We start from the raw sequence: 20,848 nt of genomic DNA on the forward strand, positions 1-20,848 counted from the left end.
GGCATCGAGCACCCCATCCGGTCAGGTTGTTGTCATGTTTGAGTCCTACTCCGGCGCCCGCCTGTTGCTGAAACTCGCCCTGTGGATGATCCCCTGGCTGCTGCTGGGGCTGATGGTCGACCAGGTCGCCCTGCTGCTGCTGATCGGCTCCTGGTTGCTGCTGTTCTGGCACTACCGCCACCTCAACAAACTGGCCAATTGGCTGTGGCACGATCGCCGGCTGACCCCGCCCCACGGCAGCGGCAGCTGGGAACCCATCTTCAACGGCATCTACCGCATGCAGGGCAAGAACCGGCGCCGCCGGGCCCAGCTGGCTCGACTGCTGTCCCGCTTCCGCGAGGGGGCCGAAGCCCTGCCGGACGCCACCCTGGTGCTGGGGCCCGAGGGGCAGATCCTCTGGAGTAACCAGCTGGCGGAGCACCTGCTGGGGATCCACTGGCCCCAGGACTCCGGCAACCGCATCCACAACCTGCTGCGCCACCCCCGCTTCGTCAAATACTGGAACAAACGCCGCTTCGCCGAGCCTTTGGAGCTGGTCTCCCCGGTCAACGACAGCTGGCTGCTGGAGGTGCGGATCATGGCCTACGGCGACAGCCAGCGGCTGCTGGTGGCCCGGGACGTCACCCGTCTGCGTCAGCTCGAACAGATGCGCCGGGACTTCGTGGCCAACGTCTCCCACGAGCTCAAAACCCCGCTGACGGTGCTGCAGGGCTACGTGGAGATGATGCAGATGACCAGCGATCCCGAGTCGATGCAGGGGCGTCAGTACAAGGCGATGGAGGAGCAGTCCACCCGGATGAAGACCCTCATCGATCGCCTGTTGACCCTCTCCCGCATTGAGTCGGCGGCGGATCTGGACCTGGAGCACCCGGTGGACGTGCCGGCCCTGATGGGCACCATCCGCCAGGAGGGGGAGACCCTGGCCGGGGGCAGCCACACCCTGGTGTTCGACATCGATCCCGAGCTCAAGGTGTACGGCGACGAGATGCAACTGCACAGCGCCTGCGCCAACCTGGTGCAGAACGCCATCCGCTACACTCCCGCCGGCGGTGAGGTGCGGGTCAGCTGGCAGCGCCAGGGCGACAGGGCCCGGTTCGAGGTGGCGGACCAGGGGGAGGGGATCTCGCCGGAGCACCTGCCCCGGCTGACCGAACGCTTCTACCGGGTCGACAAGGCCCGCTCCCGGGACACCGGTGGCAGCGGCCTGGGGCTGGCCATCGTCAAGCACGCGCTGAACCACCACAACAGCCAGCTGGAGATCCAGTCCGTGGCCGGGCAGGGCAGCCGCTTCGCCTTCGAACTCCCCGCCGCCCTGGTGGTGCAGCGGGCCGGTTAACGGATTGTTGTTAACCTGTTGGCCATCGAAATGTCACATAATTGTCATCTCGGCTGCGGATACTGCCTGTGCAAACCTTGACCAGATCCTGGATGAACCTGGAGATTCCCATGAAAATCAAACACCTCGTTGGTGCCCTGAGCCTCGCCGCTGCCAGCCTGGTCAGCGCCTCCGCCACGGCCGCCATTGATCCCGCCCTGCCCGATTATCAGAAAACCAGCGGGGTCTCCGGCAATCTCTCCTCCGTGGGCTCCGATACCCTGGCCAACATGATGACCCTGTGGGCCGAGGAGTTTCGCAACCAGTATCCCAACATCAACCCCCAGATCCAGGCTGCCGGCTCCTCCACCGCGCCGCCGGCCCTGACCGAGGGCACCTCCCAGTTCGGCCCCATGAGCCGCAAGATGAAGCCCAACGAAGAGGAAGCCTTCGTCAAGCGCTACGGCTACAAGCCCACCGCCATCCGTGTGGCCATCGACGCCCTGGCGGTGTTCGCCCACAAGGACAACCCCATCGAGGGGCTGACCATCGAACAGGTGGACGCCATCTTCTCCTCCACCCTCAGGTGTGGCGGCGAGGCGGTGAACCGCTGGGGGGATCTGGGCCTGGCCGGCTCCTGGGCCAGCCGCGACATCCAGCTGTACGGTCGCAACTCCGTGTCCGGCACCTACGGCTACTTCAAGAAGAAGGCCCTGTGTAAGGGGGACTTCAAGCCCAGCGTGAACGAGCAGCCCGGCTCCGCTTCCGTGGTGCAGTCCGTGTCCACCTCCCTGAACGCCATCGGCTACTCCGGCATCGGCTACCAGACCGCCGGCGTGCGCGCCGTGCCCCTGGCCAAGTCCGGCAGCGACTTTGTCGAAGCCACCGCCGCCACCGCCGCCAGCGGTCAGTACCCCCTGAGCCGCTACCTCTACGTCTACGTGAACAAGCACCCGAACCGCCCCCTGGATCCCATGGTGGCCGAGTTCATCAAGTTCATGCTGTCCAAGCAGGGTCAGACCGTGGTGGAGAAGGACGGCTACGTGCCCCTGCCGCGCACCGTGATCGCCAAGGACCTGGCGGCCCTGGGGATCCAGCTGTAAGTCGCGACGTTCCCACGAGCACATCGGGGTTCCCCCACAGAAAACCGCCCGTGAAAACGGGCGGTTTTTCTTTGTTCTCAGTACTCTGCCATGATGAAAGGCGAGCATATCAAGGAGCGCATCATGGCCTACTGGCTGTTTAAGACCGAGCCGGACACCTTTTCCATCGACACCCTGAAAGCACAGGGCACCGCCTGCTGGGAGGGGGTGCGCAATTACCAGGCCCGCAACCTGATGCGGGACGAGGTGAAACTGGGGGACTCGGTGTTCATCTACCACTCCTCCTGCAAGAACGTTGGGGTGGTCGGCATCGCCACCGTCAGCCGCGAGGCCTACCCCGACCATTTCCAGTTCGACCCCGAGAGCCCCTACTACGACCCCAAATCGGATCCGGACAACCCTCGCTGGATCATGGTGGATGTGACCTACCAGCGGCACCTGCCCCTGGTGAGCCTGGCGGCCATCAAGGCCAATCCGGCCCTGGAAGAGATGGTGCTGGTCAAGCGCAGCCGGCTCAGCATCCAGCCGGTGACCGAGGCCCAGTGGCAAGCGATCCTCACGATGGCGGAGCCGGGCTAGGATGGGGCACTGGGCTCGCTGCCTCACCCTGGTAGCCGGCCTCTGGCTGTCGTCGATGTCGGCGGATGCCACGGCGCCGGCACTCACCGCCGAGGGGTGGCAACAGGACGTGGCGCTGTTGGCAGAGGCGGTTGAGGCCCTGCACCCCGGGGCGCTGCGCTACCAGGAGCCGGCGGCATTGAAGGCCTCCCTGGCGACCCTGGCTCAGGCCTGGCAACCGGGGGATGATTTGGACCAGGCCTATTTGGCGCTCTCCCGCTGGGCCGCCACACTGCGCTGCGGCCACACCTATCCCAACTTCTGGAACCAGTCCGAGTCGGTCCGCGCCCAGCTGTTTGATTCGGCCCCGGTGCTGCCTTTCACCTTCGTGGCGGAACCGGAGAGTTTGGTGCTTGATCGCCTGGCACCGCCGCCGCTAAGGCCCGGCCAGGTGATCACCGCCATCAACGGGGCCACAGTGGCGGACATCCTGGCCGAGCTGACCCCCCTGGTGCCCAGCGACGGCCACAACGAGGCTGCCCGGCTGGCTCGGCTCTCGGTCACCGGCTGGGGCCGCTACGAAAGCTTCGATCTGCTATTCGCCCTGCGCTACGGGGCCGAGCGTTATCGGCTGACCCTGGCCAACGGCGGCAGTCTTACGGTGGCGGCCACCACCCGGGCCCGACGCGCGGCGGCGCTGGGCACGCCCCCGGCGCCCTGGTCGCTGAGCTGGCCCGAGCCTAAAGTGGCGCACCTGAAGCTGACCACCCTGGCCTCCTGGACCTTCGATTTTGACTGGCAGGCCTGGCTGGCCCAGGCCTTTGCTGAGCTCGAACAGCGACAGGCCACGGGTTTGGTGCTGGATCTGCGCGGCAACGAAGGGGGACTGGACAGAGTGGCGGCGCAGCTGGTGCGCCACCTGATCAGCGCACCGGTGACGATAGTGCCCTGGCAACAACGTCTGGTGTTCGACCAAGTGCCCGAGGCGCTGCTGCCCCACCTGCAAAGCTGGGACGACAGCTGGCAGAGCCTGGGCGCGGAGACCCTGGCCGACGAGGAGGGGGAGCAGGACAGGCCCTGGCGACGCTTTCCCGGCGATAACCCCAGAGATCAGCCGCTTAACCTGAGCCCGGCCGAGAACGCTTTTGGCGGACCGGTGGCGGTGCTGATGGACGGCAAGAACCGCTCGGCCACCCTGATGCTGCTCGAAGCGCTGGCCCAACTCGAGCGTGGACGTACCTTCGGTCGCCCCAGTGGCGGCAATCGACGGGGGATCAATGGTGGGGCGATCCTTTACCTGCGCCTGCCACACAGTGGCCTGGAGCTGGACCTGCCGCTGATCGGCTACTTCGCCGACGAGGGAATGCCGGATGGCCCCTTGATGCCGGCCGTGCCGCTGCCGACCCCGCGGCCTGGGAAGGCCGACGGCGATATGGCTGCGGCCCTGACCTGGTTGGCCGAGTCGCCACCAACGCCGTAACCGCAGTCCGGGCCAGAGTCTGTGCCTGTTCGTCATCATGAACAGCGCACCGAGGTGGTCGAGTCGCCCGCCCCTGGCGGGGCCGGTTCCCAAGGGGTAAGCTGCGCCTTTTTGCCCTCAAGGACGACTTTATGACCAAGGCCCTCTGGCTTGCCCTGGCGCTGAGCGCGCCCCTGGCCCAGGCCGCCGATCCCTTCTACGCCAACCCGGAGCTTCAGGCCCAGGCCCCCTCCGCCTTTGCCCTGCAGGCCCAGGCCCGCCCCTTCTTGGCCCAGGCACATGCTCTAACCCGCAAGCAGGGGGAGGCGCTGGTGGCGGCAATTCAGGCCGAGCCCGAGCTGGCCGAGGCCATCGCCCGCTGGCCACAGCTGAGCTTTGATGAGCAGCGGCCCCACCTGGAGCGGGTGTTTGCCCTGGAGTGTGCGCTGCTGGGGATCACCCCGCCTGAGCTTGTGATTGACCCCCACAGCTACCCGGGCAAGACGGTGTACTTCGATTTTGATCCGAGTCGCCCCGGCCCGGGGGTGGTCTACTTAAACCCACAGAAGCTGGCCGCCATGCCCCCCTACGCGTCGTTGGCCTTTTTGCTGCACGAGACCCGTCACTCCTACCAGTTCCAGCTGGCCTACGCCGAGGATTCGGTGCTGGCCCAGGGTTATCGCGACGCCTTCGAGGCGCAAAAGCGGTTGGAGGGGTTCTCCTTCAGCGACTTCCTGACCCTGCTCAACGAGTACGAGGCGTTCCAGTTTGGCAACTACGTGCTGGGACGGCTGACCGACTGGCAGGTGCGGATGATCAATATGGGCACCTACGCCAGCCAGTTCGATGGCCGGGGGACGCTGAAGATGGATCTGCTGGAGCTGGGGGAGGAGGGGGATCTGCTGAGCCGCTATAACGCCCTGGCCGAAGCCCATTGGCAGGCCCGTCAGGCACAGCAGTAAGAAAGTGAACCGGGCCCAGAGGGGCCCGGTTCCGTCAGTCGTCCGCTGGCGGTTCGACGCCGCTCAGGGCCCAGCCCAGGGCTTCCAGATGCTCCCGCTCCTGATCGAGATCCGCCAGCAGCAGCTGATCCTCCTCCAGCTCTGGCGGCAGGGACAGGGTCAGGGTGCGCTTGTCCCACTGGCACTCCGGCAGGGCCACATGGTGGCGGCGGCCCAGGTGCCAGAGCACCGCCAGGCGCAGGCAGATCAGCAGGCTCTCCAGCTGGGCCGGTTTGGCCAGCTGCAGCTCAGGCAGGTCGCAGTCGTCGAGGCGTTTGCGGTGCCAGCGCACCAGGTAGGCCAGAAGCTGCTGCTGCTCCAGGTGGAAGCCGGCCATATTGCTGTTGGCCAGGATGTAACCGGAGTGGCGCTGCACCCCCTTGGAGTTAAGGGAGAGGCCCACCTCGTGCAGATCCCCGGCCCAGTGGAGCAGGGATTCCAGGGCCTCCTGATGGTGCGAAGACTGGCGGTAGAGGTAGACGGCGGTGGTGGCCACCCGGCGGGCGTGGTTGACGTCCACCTGGTTGAGCCGCTGCATCGCCTCCACCGTGTGCTGGCGCACCGACTGCTGAGGCGTGCGGTCCGCCATCTCGAAGATCACCCCCTCCCGAAGGGCCGCGTCGCAGAAGCGCATGCGGTCTATCTCCAGGGCGCGGAAGCAGCCCAGCAGCACCGCCAGCCCCGCCGGCAGTATGGGCCGGCGGCTGTCGGAGAGGGACTCCAGCCCCATCTCGTCCACGTGTCCGGCGTCGCTCAAGCGATCCACCAGTTTTTCCAGGGACTTGCGGCTGATCTCTGGCTTGTCGAACTCGCTTTGGCAGATCTGGGCGATCGCCTTGATGGTGCCCGAGGTGCCCAGGGCCTGTTGCCAGCCCTGTTGCTGGTAGCGCTCCACCAGCGGCTCCAGTTGTTGCTGGGCCGAGAGCACCGCCTTGTCGAACCGTTTGCGGCTCAGCTTGCCGCCGTCGAAGAAGCGATCCCGGTAGCTGACGCAGCCCATGTTGAGGCTCTCCAGCAGCACCGGCTCCGGCCCCTGGCCGATGATGATCTCCGTGCTGCCGCCACCGATGTCCACCACCAGGGTGGCGTCCTTCAGCTCCGTGGTGTGGCTGACCCCGCCGAAGATGAGGCGGGCCTCCTCCCGGCCGGGGATCACCTCGATGGGGGCATCGACGATGGTGCGGGCCTGGTCGAGGAAGGTGCGGCGATTGGGGGCCTGACGCAGGGCGAAGGTGGCCACCAGGCGCAAGTCGGTGATGCGGCTCTCCTGCAGGCGCTGGGCGAACTGGCCGAGGCACTCCCAGCCTCGCTCCATGGCGGCCTGGGCCAGGTTGCCCTTCTCGTCCATCCCCTCCGCCAGGGAGACGCGCTGCTTGACCCGGTGAAGGATCTGGACGTTGTTTTCCAGTACCCGGGCGATGGCCAGGTGGAAACTGTTGGAGCCCATGTCGATGGCGGCAATGGTGTCACCGACCCGGGCTGGACGGGCGTTTTTGGACATTTGAGTCTTATTAAAATCCGCTAGTTAGCGTGATTTTGCCAAATCTGACTGCTCGGCGGCTACCAGGTAATCGTAGATGGCAATCTGGCTGCGCACCTTTTTGCGGTTGCCCCGCCGCACGTACTGGTTGTCCTGGGTGCGGTTGATCACCCGGGCCTTCTGGGTGTCCTGCCACTGGATCGCCAGCAGATCCAGGATCTGACGCTTCAGGCGACTGTCGTGGATGGGACAACCCACCTCGATTCGGTTGTCGATGTTGCGGCCCATCCAGTCGGCGCTGGTGATGAACACCTTGGGATCGCCGCCGTTCTCGAAGGCCATCACCCTGGGGTGCTCCAGGAAGCGGTCCACCACGGAGATCGCCCGGATGTTCTCGGACACGCCGGGGACCCCGGGCAGCAAGGAGCACATGCCACGGATGATCAGTTGCACCCGCACCCCGTTGCGGGAGGCGTCGTACAAGCGTTTGATCAGGCCCGTGTCCACCAGGTTATTGACCTTCAGGGTGATCCCCGCCGGCAGCCCCGCCAGCTTGTTCTGGATCTCCCGGTCGATATAGCTGTAGAGCTTGCGCCGGGCGTCCACCGGCGAGACCAGCAGGTGCTGGAACTTGACCCGTCGGTAGGGGTGCTCGATGAAGTCGAACACCGTCTCCACCTCCCGGGTGATCTCCGGGTGCTTGGTGAACAGGGCAAAATCGGTGTAGATCTTGGCGGTTTTCTCGTGGAAGTTGCCGGTGCCGATGTGGGCGTAGTTAACCATTTCGCCCTCCTCCACCCGGCTGATGATCGCCAGCTTGGAGTGGATCTTGAGCGAGGGGATCCCGAAATTGACCTTCACCCCGGCGTCGGTCAGGTGGCGGGCCCAGTCGATGTTGGCCTCCTCGTCGAAGCGAGCCCTAAGCTCCACCACCACGGTCACGTCCTTGCCGTTTTTCACCGCGTCGGTCAGGGCGCCGATCACCTGGGAGTTGGAGGCCACTCGGTAGATGTTGAGTTTGATGACCCGCACCGCCGGGTCGTAGGCGGCCTGGCGCAGCCACTCGGTGAGGTGGGCAAACTTGTGATAGGGGTAGTAGAGCAGCACGTCGCCGGCGCTGATCGCCTCGAAACCGGTCTTGTAGTCGGTGAACTGGCGACTGGAGAGGGCCGGCAGTTTGCCGTTCTCCAGGTACTTGCGACCGGGGTTGGGGAAGGCCATAAAGTCGCGGAAGTTGTGGTAACGGCCGCCGGCGTTGACCGAATCGAAGCTGGCCACCCCCAGGGCCTGGCGCAGGCAGTCCAGCATGGTCTGGGGCATCTCCCGGTCGTACACCAGGCGTACCGGCTCGGCGGTGAGGCGCTGCTTGAGGCCGGAGGACATCTTCTCCAGCAGGCTCAGCTCAATCTCGTCGGACAGATCGTACTCGGCGTCCCGGGTCAGCTTCATGGAGTAGCAGCTCAAGGAGTCGAACTCGACGATGCCGTCGAACAGCTCGTTCAGGCAGTGACGGATGATGTTGTCCAGCAATATCAGCGTCTTCTTGCTCTTGTTGCCGTCGGAGGGCAGCTGCACGAAGCGGGGCAGTTTGCCGGAGGGCACCGGGATAAAGGCGTAGCGCACCTGATCGTTGTGGCGGATCTCCGTGGTCAGGTAGGTGATGCCGTCCTCCAGGCACTTGTCCAGCTCCGTGTGCGGGGTGAGCAGGATGGGGATGATGTGGCGGCGGATCTTGTCGCGGAAGTGGCGCTTGAGCCACTTCCCCTGCTCCTCGGAGAGCTGGGTTTCGTTGATCAGGAAGATGTTGCGGCGGGCCAAGTCCAGCAGCAGCTGGCGGTAGATGTCGTCGAACCGGGTCTGCAGCTCCTGCACCTTGGCGTTGATCTGGGCCATCAGGGTACGGGCGGCTTCCCCGCCGCCCTTGGCTTCGGCGATGATGATGCGCCGGCGCAGATCCGCCACCCGGACCCGGAAAAATTCGTCCTGGTTGTTGGAGAAGATCCCCAAAAAGCGCACCCGCTCGATCACCGGGTTGTCCGGGTCCGCCGCCTCCTGCAGCACCCGCTCGTTAAAGGAGAGCCAGCTGAGCTCTTTTTCCATGTAGGGAAAGGTGGTTTGTGCCGACATAATGCCCCAATAGGTTCAACGCGAATCGAGAAAAGCGGCAGTCTCCATCATGCAGATGTCATCTTGATGAAATCCGACCGTGATTTTGGCCACTTTATCATCAAACACACCGGGTGACCGGACCGACAAGGCCGGAGACTGACCGGGAATAAAAAGAAGTTTCCTAAGTATATCTATAGGTTACATCTGATACCCTGAACAGTCGTGATCCGCCTCAAGTCGCTCGCGAATGTCACCTGACTGTCATATAAACGACATATAATGCCGCATCGTCATGATCAGGACCCCGTCACAGGCCCAGAGGAAAGGGATGGAAATCGCGAGCGCAGACCGGTTTAAGGGCAATCACCGCCGCCGTGTCAAAGACAAACTGGCCCAGTTTGGGATCACCGCCGGTGGCATCATGGTGCTGGTGGCCCTGATCCTGATCTTCATCTACCTGCTCTACGTGGTTTTCCCCACCTTCCGCGGCGCCGAGATCACCCCGCGCACCACCCTGACCCCCATCAGCGAGGGGGCCACGGTCAAGTTGGGGCTGGATGAGGCCAATACCTGGGCCTACCGCTTCAGCCAGGGGGGCCAGGCGGAGTTCCACTCCCTGGAGGGGGGCGAACCGGTGCTGCTGCCCCTGGGGGTGCCCGCCGGTCGCACCATCACCCGCTCGGCCCTGTCCCAGCCTTCCACCGCCACCGCGGCCCTGGGGCTGGACGACGGCCAGGTGCTGGTGCTCAAGGCGGATTTTGAGATCAGCTACCCCAACGACATCCGCACCATCCGACCCAACCTGCGCTACCCCCTGGGGGAGCCGCTGCTGACCCTGGATCCGGAGGGGGAGGCGATCAGCGCCCTGGCCTTTGAGACCAGCGAGGACGCCACCACCTTTGTCTGGGCCGGCGCGGACGACAGCCAGATGACCCTGACCCGGATGGCCGCCGAGGTGGATTTCCTGAGCGACGAGGTCACCTGGGTGCGTTCCGATGTGCTGCTGCCCCGGCTGCCCAATGCGGTGCAGGAGCTGCTGATCACCCCCGACCAGCGCCAGCTGTTTGTGCTGGCGGACAACCAGGTCAGCGTCTGGAACATCCGCGACCCGCAAAATCCCCGCCTGGCCCAGACCCTGGAGGCCGCCGAGCCCCAGGCGCGGATCACCGACATCGCCCTGCTGGCGGGGGCCAGCTCCCTGCTGGTGGCCAACGATAACGGGGTGGTGAGCCAGTGGTTCACCGTCAACACCCCCGAGGGGCGCCAGTTCAACCGCATTCGCGACTTCCAGCACGGGGCCCCCATCACCGCCCTGACCACCGAGTATTTCCGCAAAAGCTTCGCCGTGGGCGACAGCGACGGCGAGCTGGCCCTCTACTACACCACCTCGCAAAAGCGTCTGCTGCGAGAGCGCCTGAACGACGGCCAGCTCAGCCATGCCGCCTTCAGCCCTCGCTCCAACGGCCTGGTGCTGGAGAGCGAGGGGGGCATTCGGGTGTTCGCGGTGGACAACCAGCATCCGGAGGTCTCCTTCAGTGCCCTGTGGCAGAAGGTGTGGTACGAAGGCTACCCGGAGCCGGCCCACGTCTGGCAGTCCACCTCCGGCTCCGACGATTTCGAGGCTAAGCTGGGACTGATGCCCCTGGCGTTCGGCACCCTTAAGGCGGCCCTCTACGCCATGCTCTTTGCCGTTCCCCTGGCCATCGCCGGGGCGATCTACACCGCCTACTTCATGTCCCCCAAGGTCCGTGGCATCGTCAAGCCCACGGTGGAGATCATGGAGGCGCTGCCGACGGTGATCCTGGGCTTTTTGGCCGGCCTCTGGCTGGCGCCCCTGGTGGAGGCGAGGTTGCCGGGGATCATCCTGCTGCTGCTGGCCCTGCCCCTGACCATGCTGATCACCGCCTTCGCCTGGCACCGGCTGCCGGAACGCATCAAGAACAGCCACTGGGGCGACTACCGGGAGCTGATCCTGGTGCCCATCCTGCTGCTGGTGGGCTGGTCGGTGATGGAACTGAGCCCCTACCTGGAGCTCTACCTGATGGACGGCGACGCCCGGGGCTTTGTCACCAACACCCTGGGGATCACCTTCGACCAGCGTAACGCCCTAGTGGTGGGACTGGCGATGGGCTTTGCGGTGATCCCCACCATCTTCTCCATCGCCGAAGACGCGGTGTTCTCCGTGCCCCGGCACTTGGTGAACGGCTCCCTGGCTTTGGGCGCCACCCAGTGGCAGACCCTGACCCGGGTGGTGATCCTCACCGCCAGCCCCGGGATCTTCTCCGCGGTGATGATGGGCTTCGGCCGCGCCGTGGGGGAGACCATGATCGTGCTGATGGCCACCGGCAACACGCCGCTGATGGAGTGGAACATCTTCGAGGGGATGCGCACCCTGGCGGCCAACATCGCGGTGGAAATGCCGGAGTCGGCCATCAACAGCACCCACTACCGGGTGCTCTTCCTCACCGCCTTTGTCCTCTTTATCTTCACCTTCATTTTCAACACCCTGGCCGAGTTCGTCCGCCAGCGGCTGCGTGAAAAATACAGCACCTTGTAGGGATGAGCATGGGTAAGTGGTTTAAATCGGGAAGTCCCTGGATCTGGATGACCGGCGGCGCCGTCAGCCTCTCCCTGGTGGCGGTGCTCGGCCTGCTGCTGTTGATCGCCTGGCGCGGACTGACCTTTTTCTGGCCCGCCACCCTGTACGAGTGGCAGTTGACCCATCCGGACGGCAGCCAGGAGCGGCTGATTGGTGAGGTCTACGATCGCGAATGGGTGCCGGTGGAGCGGCTTCGGGACGCCGGCATCGAGCTGGACACCGACGAGGAGTTTGTCGAGCGGCTGCTGGTCAAGACCGGCAACCGGGAATACGTGCCCCTGGATTTTCGCTGGGTGTTGGCTCCCAGCATGGTGGCCAGCCAGACCCCCGCCAACTTGGCGGTGGTGGAGCGGGCCCGTAACGGCAACTTTTACGGCTACCCGGTGGCCCTGGAGCAGGACGGCCAGCGCCTGACCGGGGAGGCGATGCACGCCGCCCTGGAGGGTGCCATCGACGACGCCAACGCCCTCAATGCCCAGGCGGACCGCCTGCAGAGCAAGGACATCGGCCGCATCAACCACCAGCTGGAGCGGCTGCGCCTGGAGCAGCGCAAGCTGGCCCTGAACGGTCAGGACACCCCCCAGGCGCTGGCAAGCATCCAGGCCCGGCGCGACGAGCTGAACCAGGCCTACCAGGTGCTGGAGACCGAGCTGTTCGCCCTGCGCAACCAGGCGGGGCGGGACGCGCTCTTTGTCGAGGACATGCGCGGCCAGGAGGTGCGTCTGCCCCTGAGCGTGGTCAAGGGGATCGCCTTTCCCAACGACATGCACCTGCTGAGCAAAAGCTGGCACTGGCTGAGCGCCGTGGGCAGCTTTATCGTCGACGAGCCGCGGGAAGCCAACACCGAAGGCGGCGTCTTCCCGGCCATCTTCGGCACCGTGTTCATGGTGTTGCTGATGGCGGTGATCGTCACCCCCTTCGGTGTCATGGCGGCCATCTACCTGCACGAGTACGCCCACAAGGGGCCCATCACCCGGCTGATCCGCATCGCGGTGATCAACCTCGCCGGGGTGCCCTCCATCGTTTACGGCGTCTTTGGCCTGGGCTTTTTCGTCTACATGGTGGGGGGCTCCATCGATGAGCTGTTCTACCCCGAGGCGCTGCCCAACCCCACCTTCGGCACCCCCGGGGTGCTCTGGTCCGCCCTGACCCTGGCGATCCTGACCCTGCCGGTGGTGATCGTCTCCACCGAGGAGGGGCTCAGCCGCATCCCCTCGGCGGTGCGTCACGGCAGCCTGGCCCTGGGGGCCACCAAGGCGGAAACCCTGTGGCGCATCATCCTGCCCATGGCCAGCCCGGCGATCATGACCGGCCTCATTCTGGCGGTGGCCCGGGCTGCGGGGGAGGTGGCGCCGCTGATGCTGGTGGGGGTGGTCAAGCTGGCGCCCCAGCTGCCGGTGGACGGCAACTTCCCCTACGTCCACCTGGATCGAAAATTCATGCACCTGGGCTTCCACATCTACGACGTGGGGTTCCAGAGTCCGAACGTGGAAGCGGCGCGCCCCCTGGTGTACGCCACCTCCTTCTTGCTGGTGACGGTGATTGTGGCGCTCAACCTGACCGCCATTGCCGTTCGTAACCACCTGCGGGAGAAATTCCGCGCCTTTGAACACTAACCGAGGGCGATAGCCATGTTGTCCATAGACACTGCCATGACCCGGGGCACCGCCCAGGACCTGACGGCACTGAGCCCGGAGCAGACCGCGTTCGAGATCCGGGATCTGAACCTCTACTACGACCAGAAGCAGGCCCTGGACGGGATCTCCATGAAGATCCCGAAAAACCAGGTCACCGCCTTTATCGGCCCCTCCGGTTGCGGCAAGTCCACCCTGCTGCGCTGTCTGAACCGGATGAACGATCTGGTGGACGGCTGCCGGGTGGCGGGGGAGATCCTGCTCAACAACAGCGACATCCACCACCGCAACGTCGACGTGGCGGCCCTGCGCCGCAACGTGGGCATGGTGTTCCAGCGCCCCAACCCCTTCCCCAAGTCCATCTACGAGAACGTGGTCTACGGCCTGCGCCTGCAGGGGATCAACGACCGCCGTCGCTTGGATGAGGCGGTGGAGAAGGCGCTCAAGGGCGCCGCGCTGTGGGACGAAGTGAAGGACCGCCTGGCGGACAACGCCTTCGGTTTGTCCGGTGGTCAGCAGCAGCGTCTGGTGATCGCCCGGGCCATCGCCATCGAGCCCGAGGTGCTGCTGCTGGATGAGCCCACCTCCGCCCTGGACCCCATCTCAACCCTGACCATCGAGGAGCTGATCACCGGGCTCAAGCGCAACTACACCGTGGTGATCGTGACCCATAATATGCAGCAGGCGGCCCGGGTGTCCGACAACACCGCCTTTATGTACCTGGGCAAGCTCATCGAGTACAGCGACACCAACACCCTGTTCACCACCCCGGCCAAGAAGCAGACCGAGGACTACATTACCGGCCGTTACGGCTAAGGACGCCTTCGATGGACAACATGAATCTCAGCAAGCACATCTCCGGCCAGTTCAACGCCGAGTTGGAGGACGTGCGCAACCGGGTGATGGCCATGGGCGGCCTGGTGGAGGAGCAGCTGACCAACGCCCTGTCGGTGCTGCAAAGCGGCGACGAGGAGCTGGCCAAGAAGGTGGTGGCCCGGGATCGCAAGGTCAACACCCTGGAGGTGTCCATCGACGAGGAGTGCACCCGCATCATCGCCAAGCGTCAGCCGGCGGCCTCGGACTTGCGCTTGGTGCTGGCGATCTCCAAGACGGTGTCGGATCTGGAGCGGATCGGCGACAGTGCCGAACGGATCGCCCGCCTGGCCACCGAGCACCACCACAAGCGTCAGCGGGGCATGCTGGTCTCCATGGAGGCGATGGGCCGCCACACCCTGAAGATGCTGCACGAGGTGCTGGACGCCTTCGCCCGCATGGACGTGGACGCGGCGATGCGGATCCATAAGGAGGACGCCAAGGTCGACAGCGAGTACGAGGCGGTGGTGCGCCAGCTGATGACCTTTATGATGGAAGATCCCCGCTCCATCCCCAATGTGCTGGACGTGCTCTGGGCCGCCCGGGCGCTGGAGCGGGTGGGGGATCGCTGCCAGAACATCTGCGAGTACATCATCTACTACGTCAAGGGCAAGGACATCCGCCACCTCGACATGAGCCAAGTAGAAGACCTGCTCAAGTAAGTCCCATCGACGCGATAACGCCCGGCCCCTGCCGGGCGTTTTGCTGTTCTAGGCCGGCTCGATCCCCAGGTAAAGCCCCACCACCCAGTCACTTAAGCTGTACTAGGCTGAAGCGATATGAGCCATCAACGGGGCGGGCGGATGCGACTGGGTTGGGCAGTCAGTTCGAAGCGGTGATCATGTACTCCAAGGGCAGCAGCCGAGACGCCTTCACTTTGAGTCTCGGCTACCGCTTCTGATTGGGGCTCAGGCCCAGTCCAGCTGGAAGCGGAACTCGGTACCCTGCTGCACCTGGCTGGACACCTCGATGGGGGACTGGTGCAGGGCCAGCAGGCGACGGGTGATCGCCAGCCCCAGGCCGCTGTGGGCGCTGTCGCCCCGCACGCTGTTGGCGGCCTTGTAGTGGGGATCGAAGATGTGGGGCAGATCCGAGGCGGGGATCCCGATGCCGCTGTCGCTCACCGCCACCGACAGGTGTTCCGGCCCCGGGGTCAGCCGCACCGTGATGGTGTCCCCCGCCTGGCAGTGGCGCAGCGCGTTGTCCACCAGGTTGGTGAACACCCGCTCCAGTTTCTCGATGTCCGCCAGCACCTGCAAGCTGGGATCCTTGGGCTGCACGTCCAGCAGCACCTGCTTGGCCTGGGCTGCAGGCCGGTACTTCTGCAACACATCCTGCACCAGCTCGGCGATCCCAACAGGTTCGATCTGCATCGGTACCTGGTCGCTCTCCAGCCGCGCCAGCTCCATCAGCTGGTCTACCATCTTGTGGATCTTGCCCGCGTTCTGGTGGGCGATGCGCACGTACTCCGGATCCCCCCGGCCCTGCTCCTGCTGCAACAGCCAGGTCTCCAGGTAGCCCTGCAGCGCCGCCAGCGGGGTGCGCAGATCGTGACTGACGTGGGCCAGCAGCTCCCGGCGCATCTCGTCGACGCTTTTGACCTTGCGGTACTGGATCTCCAACCGCTCCGACAGGGCGTTGAAGGCTCCGCTTAGGCGGTGGATCTCATCCGGCGGATTGCGCCCCCTCAGCTTGAGAGTACCGCTGCCAAACCCCTGCTGCTCCATCGCCTCGATGTCGTCGGTCAGGCGGCGCAGCGGGCGGGTGAGCCAGGCCAGCAGGCCCAGGGTGGAGAGCAGCAGAAACCCCAGGGTGGCGGCCAGCACCAGGGCCACCCAGCGGGGCCACTCCTCGCTGGCCACCTGGGCCACCACGGAATCGTAGATCTCGCCGTTGATGATGATGTAGAGGTAGCCCTGCAATCGACCTTCGCTGAGCACCGGGGCCACGGAGAAGATCTTGTCCCGCTCCAGCGCCCTGGGATCCGGCCCCCGCAGGGGCAGACTGGGGTTGTCGGAGAGCGCCTGCTGGATGGCGGTCAGGGGGATGCGCTGGCGCTTGATCTTCTCCGCCGGGGCGGAGTAGTTGAGCAGCCGTCCGTCCGGGTCCAGCAGGTAGAACTCGAACCCCTTGCCCAGGATCATCATGTTGTGAAAGGCCCGCTCCACCGCCGCCGGATCCGGCTGGTCGTCGAGAAACAGCGGGCCCTCGTGAACGATGTGTTCGGCCAGGGCGAAGTGCAGTCGCTGGGTGATCTCATCCTGGTAGTGGTGATCCAGCAGCCGGGTGAGCCACATCAGGGCCAGGCCCAGCAGCAGGAAGCTGGCCACCAGTGCCAGGGCCAACCTTGAAAACAGCGAGTTACGGGGAAAGATGGTCATTGAATTTGTACCCTATGCCCCACACGGTGAGGACGAATTCGGGGTGGGCGGGATCCCGTTCCAGCTTAGCCCGCAGCCGATTGATGTGGGAGTTGACCGTGTGCTGGTAGCCGCTGTGCTGATAGCCCCAGACGGCGTCCAGCAACTGGTCGCGACGGTACACCCGGCCCGGATGACGGGCCAGAAACCACAGCAGGTCGAACTCGGTGCTGGTCAGCTCCACCTCTTTTTTCGCCAGCTGCACCCGACGGCGCTCCGGGTCCAACTGCAGCGGCCCGCGGGCCAGCACCTGGGGCCCCTCGGCCGCCTCGCTCAGTCCGGCCCGGCGCAGGTGGGCCTTGACCCGGGCCTGAAGCTCCCGAACGCTGAAGGGCTTGGTGAGGTAGTCGTCGGCGCCGGTCTCCAACCCCACCACCCGGTCGGTTTCGCTGTTGCGGGCGGTCAGCATCAGGATGGGGGTGTGACACCCTTCCTGGCGCAGTCGCTGACATAGGGTCAGCCCGTCCATGCCCGGCAGCATGAGATCCAGCACGATAAGGTCGAAGTGCTCCGTGCCCGCCAGACGATGCCCTTCGGCGCCGTCGCGGCAACGGGTCACCCGGTGGTTGAGGGATTCCAGGTGCATCGCCACCAGGGCATTGATGTCCTCGTCGTCCTCGATCACCAACAGTTCCGCCATGATCCGCTCCTTAAGGAATGACCTCCGGGGTTTCCCGGAGGTCACACAGACCGGCGTCACTCCATTCTTGTTACAACCAATCGGGCCACGGGGCCATCGAAGCGGTGCATCGAGCGCAGGGCGGAGTCGGCGACGCCGTCGTCCTGGCTGACCACCCCGGGGTGTCGGGCGACAAAGTCGACGTCATCGCGACCGCTGTCAAACCCGGCACCCCCGCCGGCGGGGCCGGGGATGGTGGCCGCCAGCTCGGAGTTGGCCTCGGTGCCGGCGTCGTACACCGGCAACGGCCGCATCATCGCTTCACCGGGGGCCAGGGCCGCCAGGTCCAGGCCATCCAGACCCGTGTAGCCGTCGTTGGTGTTGACCAGCATGGTGGCCAGGCTCAGGGCCAGGGTGTCGGTCTCCTCCAGGGTCAGCTCCAGGCTCTGGCTCATGCCCGGCATCAGGATGTCGCTGCCGCTGGCGCTGGTCAGGCTGCCCATGCCTTCGGCTTCCATCAGCCAGGTGGTGCCATCGCCGGCTTCCGCCAGCTCCTCCAGGCCGACGCTGGCGCTCTGGCCCAGTTGCCAGCCGCGGGCCGTGCCGTCGTGCAGGTAGGCGGCCACCGGGGACATCGGCTGGGCCGAGGTCAGGTTGGTGACGGTGATTTGGTAGCGGGCCATCATCGGCTCCGGCTCGGGCGGCGGGGTGACCACGATGTCGTCGTCATCGTCGTGACAGCCGATGAGCAACAGCGGGGCGATCAGGGCCGCCAGGGGAAGTGCTTTGTTCATGGCCGCCTCCTTACTGCACGGTGATCACGGCCCGGGCCACCGGGTTGAGCCAGCGGTGCAGGCGGCTGTCCAGATCGCTGGGGCCGCCGACGGGGTCGTTATCCCCCAGGGTGCCGCGGTGGATGTGGATCAGGGTGTTGGGCTCGCTGTCGATCACCCCGGTGCCACCGGTGCCACCGTTGCCGCCGGGGTTGGCGGGCATGCCGGGCACGCCGGGAGCGCCGCTGCCCTCGACGATCAGCTCGTCATTGGCTTCGGTGCCGGCGTCATAGGCGTTGAGGTAAATGGTGTAGGTGCCCGGCTCGGTGGGGATGGCCCAGCTGTCCAGGCCGACGAAGCCGTCGTTGCTGGGCAGCACCATGGCGGTGATGGAGAGGACGCTGCCCATCTCCACGTTGGCCAGGCTGGCCGTAGTGGTGGTGGCCGGCCCCAGCAGCCCCTCGGCGGGGTTGGCGGCGGAGACGGCCCCGACGCTGTCGGCGATCCCCAGCAGGCCGGCGATGTCACCGCCCTCGGCCATCGCCTGCAGCTCAGGCCCGGCGCTGGTGCCCGCCTCGAACAGGTGGTACTGGGCGTCATGGGCGCTGACCAGCAGCGGCGTGAAGTAAATCCCCTGGGTCAGGTTGGTGATCTCGACCGTCACCTCCTGGGCCATCAGAGGGGTGCTGGAGACCAGCAGTGACAGGGCTAGTGGCTTGATGTTCATCCTTTTTTCTCCCGGTGCAATGGCGCATTCGGGATCAGTCTAGGAAGCGGGTATCAAGCCACCTTCACAACTTTATCAAGATTTTGTCACGACGATTCGGGCTCGTCGTCGTAGTGATCCTCGACCCAGACCTGCTCCTCCATGGGGGGGCGGATGTAGCCCCGGCTGTCCAGCGGCGGCAGGGTGATCTCCGGGTACTGGATCGGCTGGTAGGGGATGCGTCCGAGCAGGTGGCGGATGCAGTTGAGGCGGGCCTTGCGCTTGTCGTCGGCGTCGATGACGAACCAGGGGCTGTGGCGGGTGTCGGTGTGGGCGAACATGCGGTCCTTGGCCTGGGAGTAGAGCTGCCAGCGGCTGCGGGACTCCAGATCCATGGGGCTGAACTTCCAGCGTTTGACCGGATCGCTCAGCCGCTCCAGGAAGCGGGTCTCCTGCACCTCGTCACTGACGGAGAACCAGTACTTGATCAGGATGATGCCGGAGCGGATCAGCATTCGCTCGAACTCCGGGCAGGCCCGCAGGAAGTCGTTGTACTCCGCTTCGGTGCAAAAGCCCATCACGTGCTCGACCCCGGCCCGGTTGTACCAGCTGCGGTCAAACAGCACCATCTCGCCGGCGGCGGGCAGGTGGGCCACGTAGCGCTGGAAGTACCACTGGGTCTTCTCCCGGTCCGAGGGGGCGGGGAGGGCGGCGATGCGGCACACCCGGGGGTTGAGCTTCTCGGTGATCCGCTTGATGACGCCCCCCTTGCCGGCGGCGTCCCGGCCCTCGAATATCACCACCACCTTGAGCCCCTCCTGCTTGATCCACTCCTGCAGGGCGACCAGTTCCACCTGGAGCCGTTTCAGCTCCGACTCGTAATCCGCTTTTTTCATCCGTCCCTCCGGCTCTGCTCCTCCAATGTAGCTAAACCCCTTGTTGTTAAACAGAAATAATTGGTGTTGAGAGGGTTTTTGTTGGGGGTTGCTGATAAGCTTGTCTGAGGTAAAAGAATCGTATCCGTATCGGAACAGGGTCAAGGAGTCACCACTATGAAAGGGATCACGCTGTGCAGCCTACTGCTGTGCCTCGGATTGGTTGCCTGCGGCAAGGTTCAGCATCAGCCGGAGCGCCCCGCGCCCAGCGTCCAGGTGCTTGCGGTCAGCGCCCAGCCGGTGCGCCCTTCGGCGGAGTTCGTCGGTCGAACCCAGGCGTTCGAAGACGTCCATATCCAGCCCCAGGTCTCCGGCCAGGTGATCCAGCGCCACTTCACCGAGGGGGACCCGGTGGAGAAGGATGAGTTGCTCTACTCCCTGGACCCCGAATCCTTCCAGGCCCAGGTGGCCCAGGCCAACGCCGTGCTGGCCCAGGCCAACGCCGCCCGCGACGTGGCGGTGATCAACTGGGAGCGGGGCAAGCGCCTGCATCCGGAGGGGGTCATCTCCGATACCGACATGGATGAGCTGACCAGCCGCAAGCTGCAGTCGGAGGCCCAGGTGGTGCAGGCCTCGGCGGCTTTGGATTCGGCCCAGCTGCAGCTGGAGTACAGCCAGGTGCGGGCCCCCATCGCCGGTCGGATCTCCGCCGCCCTGGTCTCCACCGGGGATCTGGTGACGCCCCAGACCACTCTGGCCACCCTGGTCCAGGTGGACCCCTTCTGGGTCACCTTCCAGGCCTCCGAGCGCCAGATGGCCGCGATGCGCACCTTCCTGCGTAACAACCCGGACCAGGTCAGCAAGCTGGAGGATCTCGAGGTGCGGCTGCGCCTGCCGGACGGTGAGATGTATGAGCAGACCGGCTTTGTCGATTTCGTCGACAACCGGGTGGACGTCGCCACCGGCACCGTGAGCGTGCGGGCCCGCTTCACCAACCCGGACGCCAGCATCCTGCCGGGGATGTACGCCACCTTGGTGATCCGCTCCCAGACCGCCGAGTCGCAGCTGCTGGTGCCCCAGGCCTCGGTCCAGGAGGACCAGCAGGGCCGCTACGTGATGGTGCTGGGGGAGGGCAATATGGTGCAGAAGCGGGTGGTCACCCTGGGCCAGCGTTTCGGTGTCCAGTGGGCGGTGATCGACGGCCTGGAAGCGGGGGAGAAGATCGTGGTGGAGGGGCTGCAGAAGATCCGCCCCGGCGCCGAGGTCAACCCGGTGGTCCAGGAAGTGACCCCCTTCTCTGCGGATGAGCAAGGCTAAGCCGGGA

The 20,848-nt window shown here is 65.3% G+C and carries 17 protein-coding genes; 10 read left to right on the forward strand and 7 right to left on the reverse strand.

From position 1 onward, the window contains the following. The first annotated feature begins 34 nt into the window (after nt 1-34). The 5 genes from phoR to KUV81_RS11755 all read left to right on the forward strand — a co-directional run bounded on the left by phoR (nt 35) and on the right by KUV81_RS11755 (nt 5,397). The gene (gene phoR, locus KUV81_RS11735) at nt 35-1,336 is read left to right on the forward strand and encodes a phosphate regulon sensor histidine kinase PhoR (protein WP_222544037.1); all 1,302 of its coding nucleotides are present in this window, start codon (nt 35-37) and stop codon (nt 1,334-1,336) included. Between the two features lie 110 nt (nt 1,337-1,446). Then, nucleotides 1,447-2,418, forward strand: a complete 972-nt coding sequence (locus KUV81_RS11740) for a PstS family phosphate ABC transporter substrate-binding protein (RefSeq protein WP_222544038.1) — start codon at nt 1,447-1,449, stop codon at nt 2,416-2,418. A gap of 123 nt (nt 2,419-2,541) precedes the next feature. After that, complete coding sequence (locus KUV81_RS11745; protein WP_222544039.1) at nt 2,542-2,997, forward strand: EVE domain-containing protein; 456 nt, start codon at nt 2,542-2,544, stop codon at nt 2,995-2,997. 1 nt (nt 2,998) lies between these two features. Next, nucleotides 2,999-4,456, forward strand: coding sequence for a S41 family peptidase (locus KUV81_RS11750; protein WP_222544040.1), 1,458 nt, complete (start codon nt 2,999-3,001; stop codon nt 4,454-4,456). A 131-nt stretch (nt 4,457-4,587) separates the two neighbouring features. Next, a complete protein-coding gene (locus KUV81_RS11755) occupies nt 4,588-5,397 on the forward strand; it encodes a hypothetical protein (protein WP_222544041.1) in 810 nt (269 codons plus the stop codon). A 34-nt stretch (nt 5,398-5,431) separates the two neighbouring features. On the opposite strand, the gene ppx is transcribed toward KUV81_RS11755, so the two are convergent. Together ppx and ppk1 are read right to left on the reverse strand one after the other, a co-directional pair. Then, complete coding sequence (ppx, locus tag KUV81_RS11760; RefSeq protein WP_222544042.1) at nt 5,432-6,937, reverse strand: exopolyphosphatase; 1,506 nt, start codon at nt 6,935-6,937, stop codon at nt 5,432-5,434. Between the two features lie 24 nt (nt 6,938-6,961). Beyond that, nucleotides 6,962-9,043, reverse strand: a complete 2,082-nt coding sequence (gene ppk1 / locus KUV81_RS11765) for a polyphosphate kinase 1 (protein ID WP_222544043.1) — start codon at nt 9,041-9,043, stop codon at nt 6,962-6,964. 310 nt (nt 9,044-9,353) lie between these two features. On the opposite strand from ppk1, the gene KUV81_RS11770 reads away from it, so the two are divergent. The 4 genes from KUV81_RS11770 to phoU are packed head-to-tail and all read left to right on the forward strand — an operon-like array spanning nt 9,354 to nt 14,793. Beyond that, nucleotides 9,354-11,582 carry an ABC transporter permease subunit gene (locus tag KUV81_RS11770; RefSeq protein ID WP_222544044.1) on the forward strand — a complete coding sequence of 743 codons (2,229 nt, stop codon included), beginning with the start codon at nt 9,354-9,356 and terminating at the stop codon, nt 11,580-11,582. 8 nt (nt 11,583-11,590) lie between these two features. After that, nucleotides 11,591-13,240 carry a phosphate ABC transporter permease PstA gene (gene pstA / locus KUV81_RS11775; protein WP_222544045.1) on the forward strand — a complete coding sequence of 550 codons (1,650 nt, stop codon included), beginning with the start codon at nt 11,591-11,593 and terminating at the stop codon, nt 13,238-13,240. Nucleotides 13,241-13,255: 15 nt separating this feature from the next. Beyond that, nucleotides 13,256-14,074 carry a phosphate ABC transporter ATP-binding protein PstB gene (pstB, locus tag KUV81_RS11780; protein WP_222544046.1) on the forward strand — a complete coding sequence of 273 codons (819 nt, stop codon included), beginning with the start codon at nt 13,256-13,258 and terminating at the stop codon, nt 14,072-14,074. A gap of 11 nt (nt 14,075-14,085) precedes the next feature. Beyond that, nucleotides 14,086-14,793, forward strand: a complete 708-nt coding sequence (gene phoU / locus KUV81_RS11785; RefSeq protein ID WP_222544047.1) for a phosphate signaling complex protein PhoU — start codon at nt 14,086-14,088, stop codon at nt 14,791-14,793. Nucleotides 14,794-15,039: 246 nt separating this feature from the next. On the opposite strand, the gene KUV81_RS11790 is transcribed toward phoU, so the two are convergent. The 5 genes from KUV81_RS11790 to ppk2 form a co-directional block, all read right to left on the reverse strand. Next, a complete protein-coding gene (locus tag KUV81_RS11790; RefSeq protein ID WP_222544048.1) occupies nt 15,040-16,512 on the reverse strand; it encodes a sensor histidine kinase in 1,473 nt (490 codons plus the stop codon). Continuing rightward, the gene (locus KUV81_RS11795) at nt 16,493-17,191 is read right to left on the reverse strand and encodes a response regulator transcription factor (RefSeq protein ID WP_261389349.1); all 699 of its coding nucleotides are present in this window, start codon (nt 17,189-17,191) and stop codon (nt 16,493-16,495) included. The genes KUV81_RS11790 and KUV81_RS11795 overlap by 20 nt, the downstream gene beginning before the upstream one ends. A 56-nt stretch (nt 17,192-17,247) precedes the next feature. After that, complete coding sequence (locus KUV81_RS11800) at nt 17,248-17,964, reverse strand: spondin domain-containing protein (protein WP_222544049.1); 717 nt, start codon at nt 17,962-17,964, stop codon at nt 17,248-17,250. 10 nt (nt 17,965-17,974) lie between these two features. Next, nucleotides 17,975-18,670: a spondin domain-containing protein gene (locus KUV81_RS11805; RefSeq protein WP_222544050.1), complete on the reverse strand. Its 696-nt coding sequence runs from the start codon at nt 18,668-18,670 to the stop codon at nt 17,975-17,977. An 86-nt stretch (nt 18,671-18,756) separates the two neighbouring features. Then, nucleotides 18,757-19,545, reverse strand: coding sequence for a polyphosphate kinase 2 (gene ppk2, locus KUV81_RS11810; protein ID WP_222544051.1), 789 nt, complete (start codon nt 19,543-19,545; stop codon nt 18,757-18,759). A 156-nt stretch (nt 19,546-19,701) separates the two neighbouring features. On the opposite strand from ppk2, the gene KUV81_RS11815 reads away from it, so the two are divergent. Next, nucleotides 19,702-20,841, forward strand: a complete 1,140-nt coding sequence (locus KUV81_RS11815; RefSeq protein ID WP_222544052.1) for an efflux RND transporter periplasmic adaptor subunit — start codon at nt 19,702-19,704, stop codon at nt 20,839-20,841. The last annotated feature ends 7 nt before the right edge of the window (nt 20,842-20,848 follow it).

Source organism: Ferrimonas balearica (genome assembly GCF_019802085.1).
GTDB lineage: Bacteria > Pseudomonadota > Gammaproteobacteria > Enterobacterales > Shewanellaceae > Ferrimonas > Ferrimonas balearica_B.

Excerpts from the sequence above, each read along its gene's own strand:
- phoR (WP_222544037.1), top strand. The coding sequence starts at position 35 with ATGTTTGAGTCCTACTCCGGCGCCCGCCTGTTGCTGAAACTCGCCCTG.
- KUV81_RS11740 (WP_222544038.1), top strand. The coding sequence starts at position 1,447 with ATGAAAATCAAACACCTCGTTGGTGCCCTGAGCCTCGCCGCTGCCAGC.
- KUV81_RS11745 (WP_222544039.1), top strand. The coding sequence starts at position 2,542 with ATGGCCTACTGGCTGTTTAAGACCGAGCCGGACACCTTTTCCATCGAC.
- KUV81_RS11750 (WP_222544040.1), top strand. The coding sequence starts at position 2,999 with ATGGGGCACTGGGCTCGCTGCCTCACCCTGGTAGCCGGCCTCTGGCTG.
- KUV81_RS11755 (WP_222544041.1), top strand. The coding sequence starts at position 4,588 with ATGACCAAGGCCCTCTGGCTTGCCCTGGCGCTGAGCGCGCCCCTGGCC.
- ppx (WP_222544042.1), bottom strand. The coding sequence starts at position 6,937 with ATGTCCAAAAACGCCCGTCCAGCCCGGGTCGGTGACACCATTGCCGCC.
- ppk1 (WP_222544043.1), bottom strand. The coding sequence starts at position 9,043 with ATGTCGGCACAAACCACCTTTCCCTACATGGAAAAAGAGCTCAGCTGG.
- KUV81_RS11770 (WP_222544044.1), top strand. The coding sequence starts at position 9,354 with ATGGAAATCGCGAGCGCAGACCGGTTTAAGGGCAATCACCGCCGCCGT.
- pstA (WP_222544045.1), top strand. The coding sequence starts at position 11,591 with ATGGGTAAGTGGTTTAAATCGGGAAGTCCCTGGATCTGGATGACCGGC.
- pstB (WP_222544046.1), top strand. The coding sequence starts at position 13,256 with ATGTTGTCCATAGACACTGCCATGACCCGGGGCACCGCCCAGGACCTG.
- phoU (WP_222544047.1), top strand. The coding sequence starts at position 14,086 with ATGGACAACATGAATCTCAGCAAGCACATCTCCGGCCAGTTCAACGCC.
- KUV81_RS11790 (WP_222544048.1), bottom strand. The coding sequence starts at position 16,512 with ATGACCATCTTTCCCCGTAACTCGCTGTTTTCAAGGTTGGCCCTGGCA.
- KUV81_RS11795 (WP_261389349.1), bottom strand. The coding sequence starts at position 17,191 with ATGGCGGAACTGTTGGTGATCGAGGACGACGAGGACATCAATGCCCTG.
- KUV81_RS11800 (WP_222544049.1), bottom strand. The coding sequence starts at position 17,964 with ATGAACAAAGCACTTCCCCTGGCGGCCCTGATCGCCCCGCTGTTGCTC.
- KUV81_RS11805 (WP_222544050.1), bottom strand. The coding sequence starts at position 18,670 with ATGAACATCAAGCCACTAGCCCTGTCACTGCTGGTCTCCAGCACCCCT.
- ppk2 (WP_222544051.1), bottom strand. The coding sequence starts at position 19,545 with ATGAAAAAAGCGGATTACGAGTCGGAGCTGAAACGGCTCCAGGTGGAA.
- KUV81_RS11815 (WP_222544052.1), top strand. The coding sequence starts at position 19,702 with ATGAAAGGGATCACGCTGTGCAGCCTACTGCTGTGCCTCGGATTGGTT.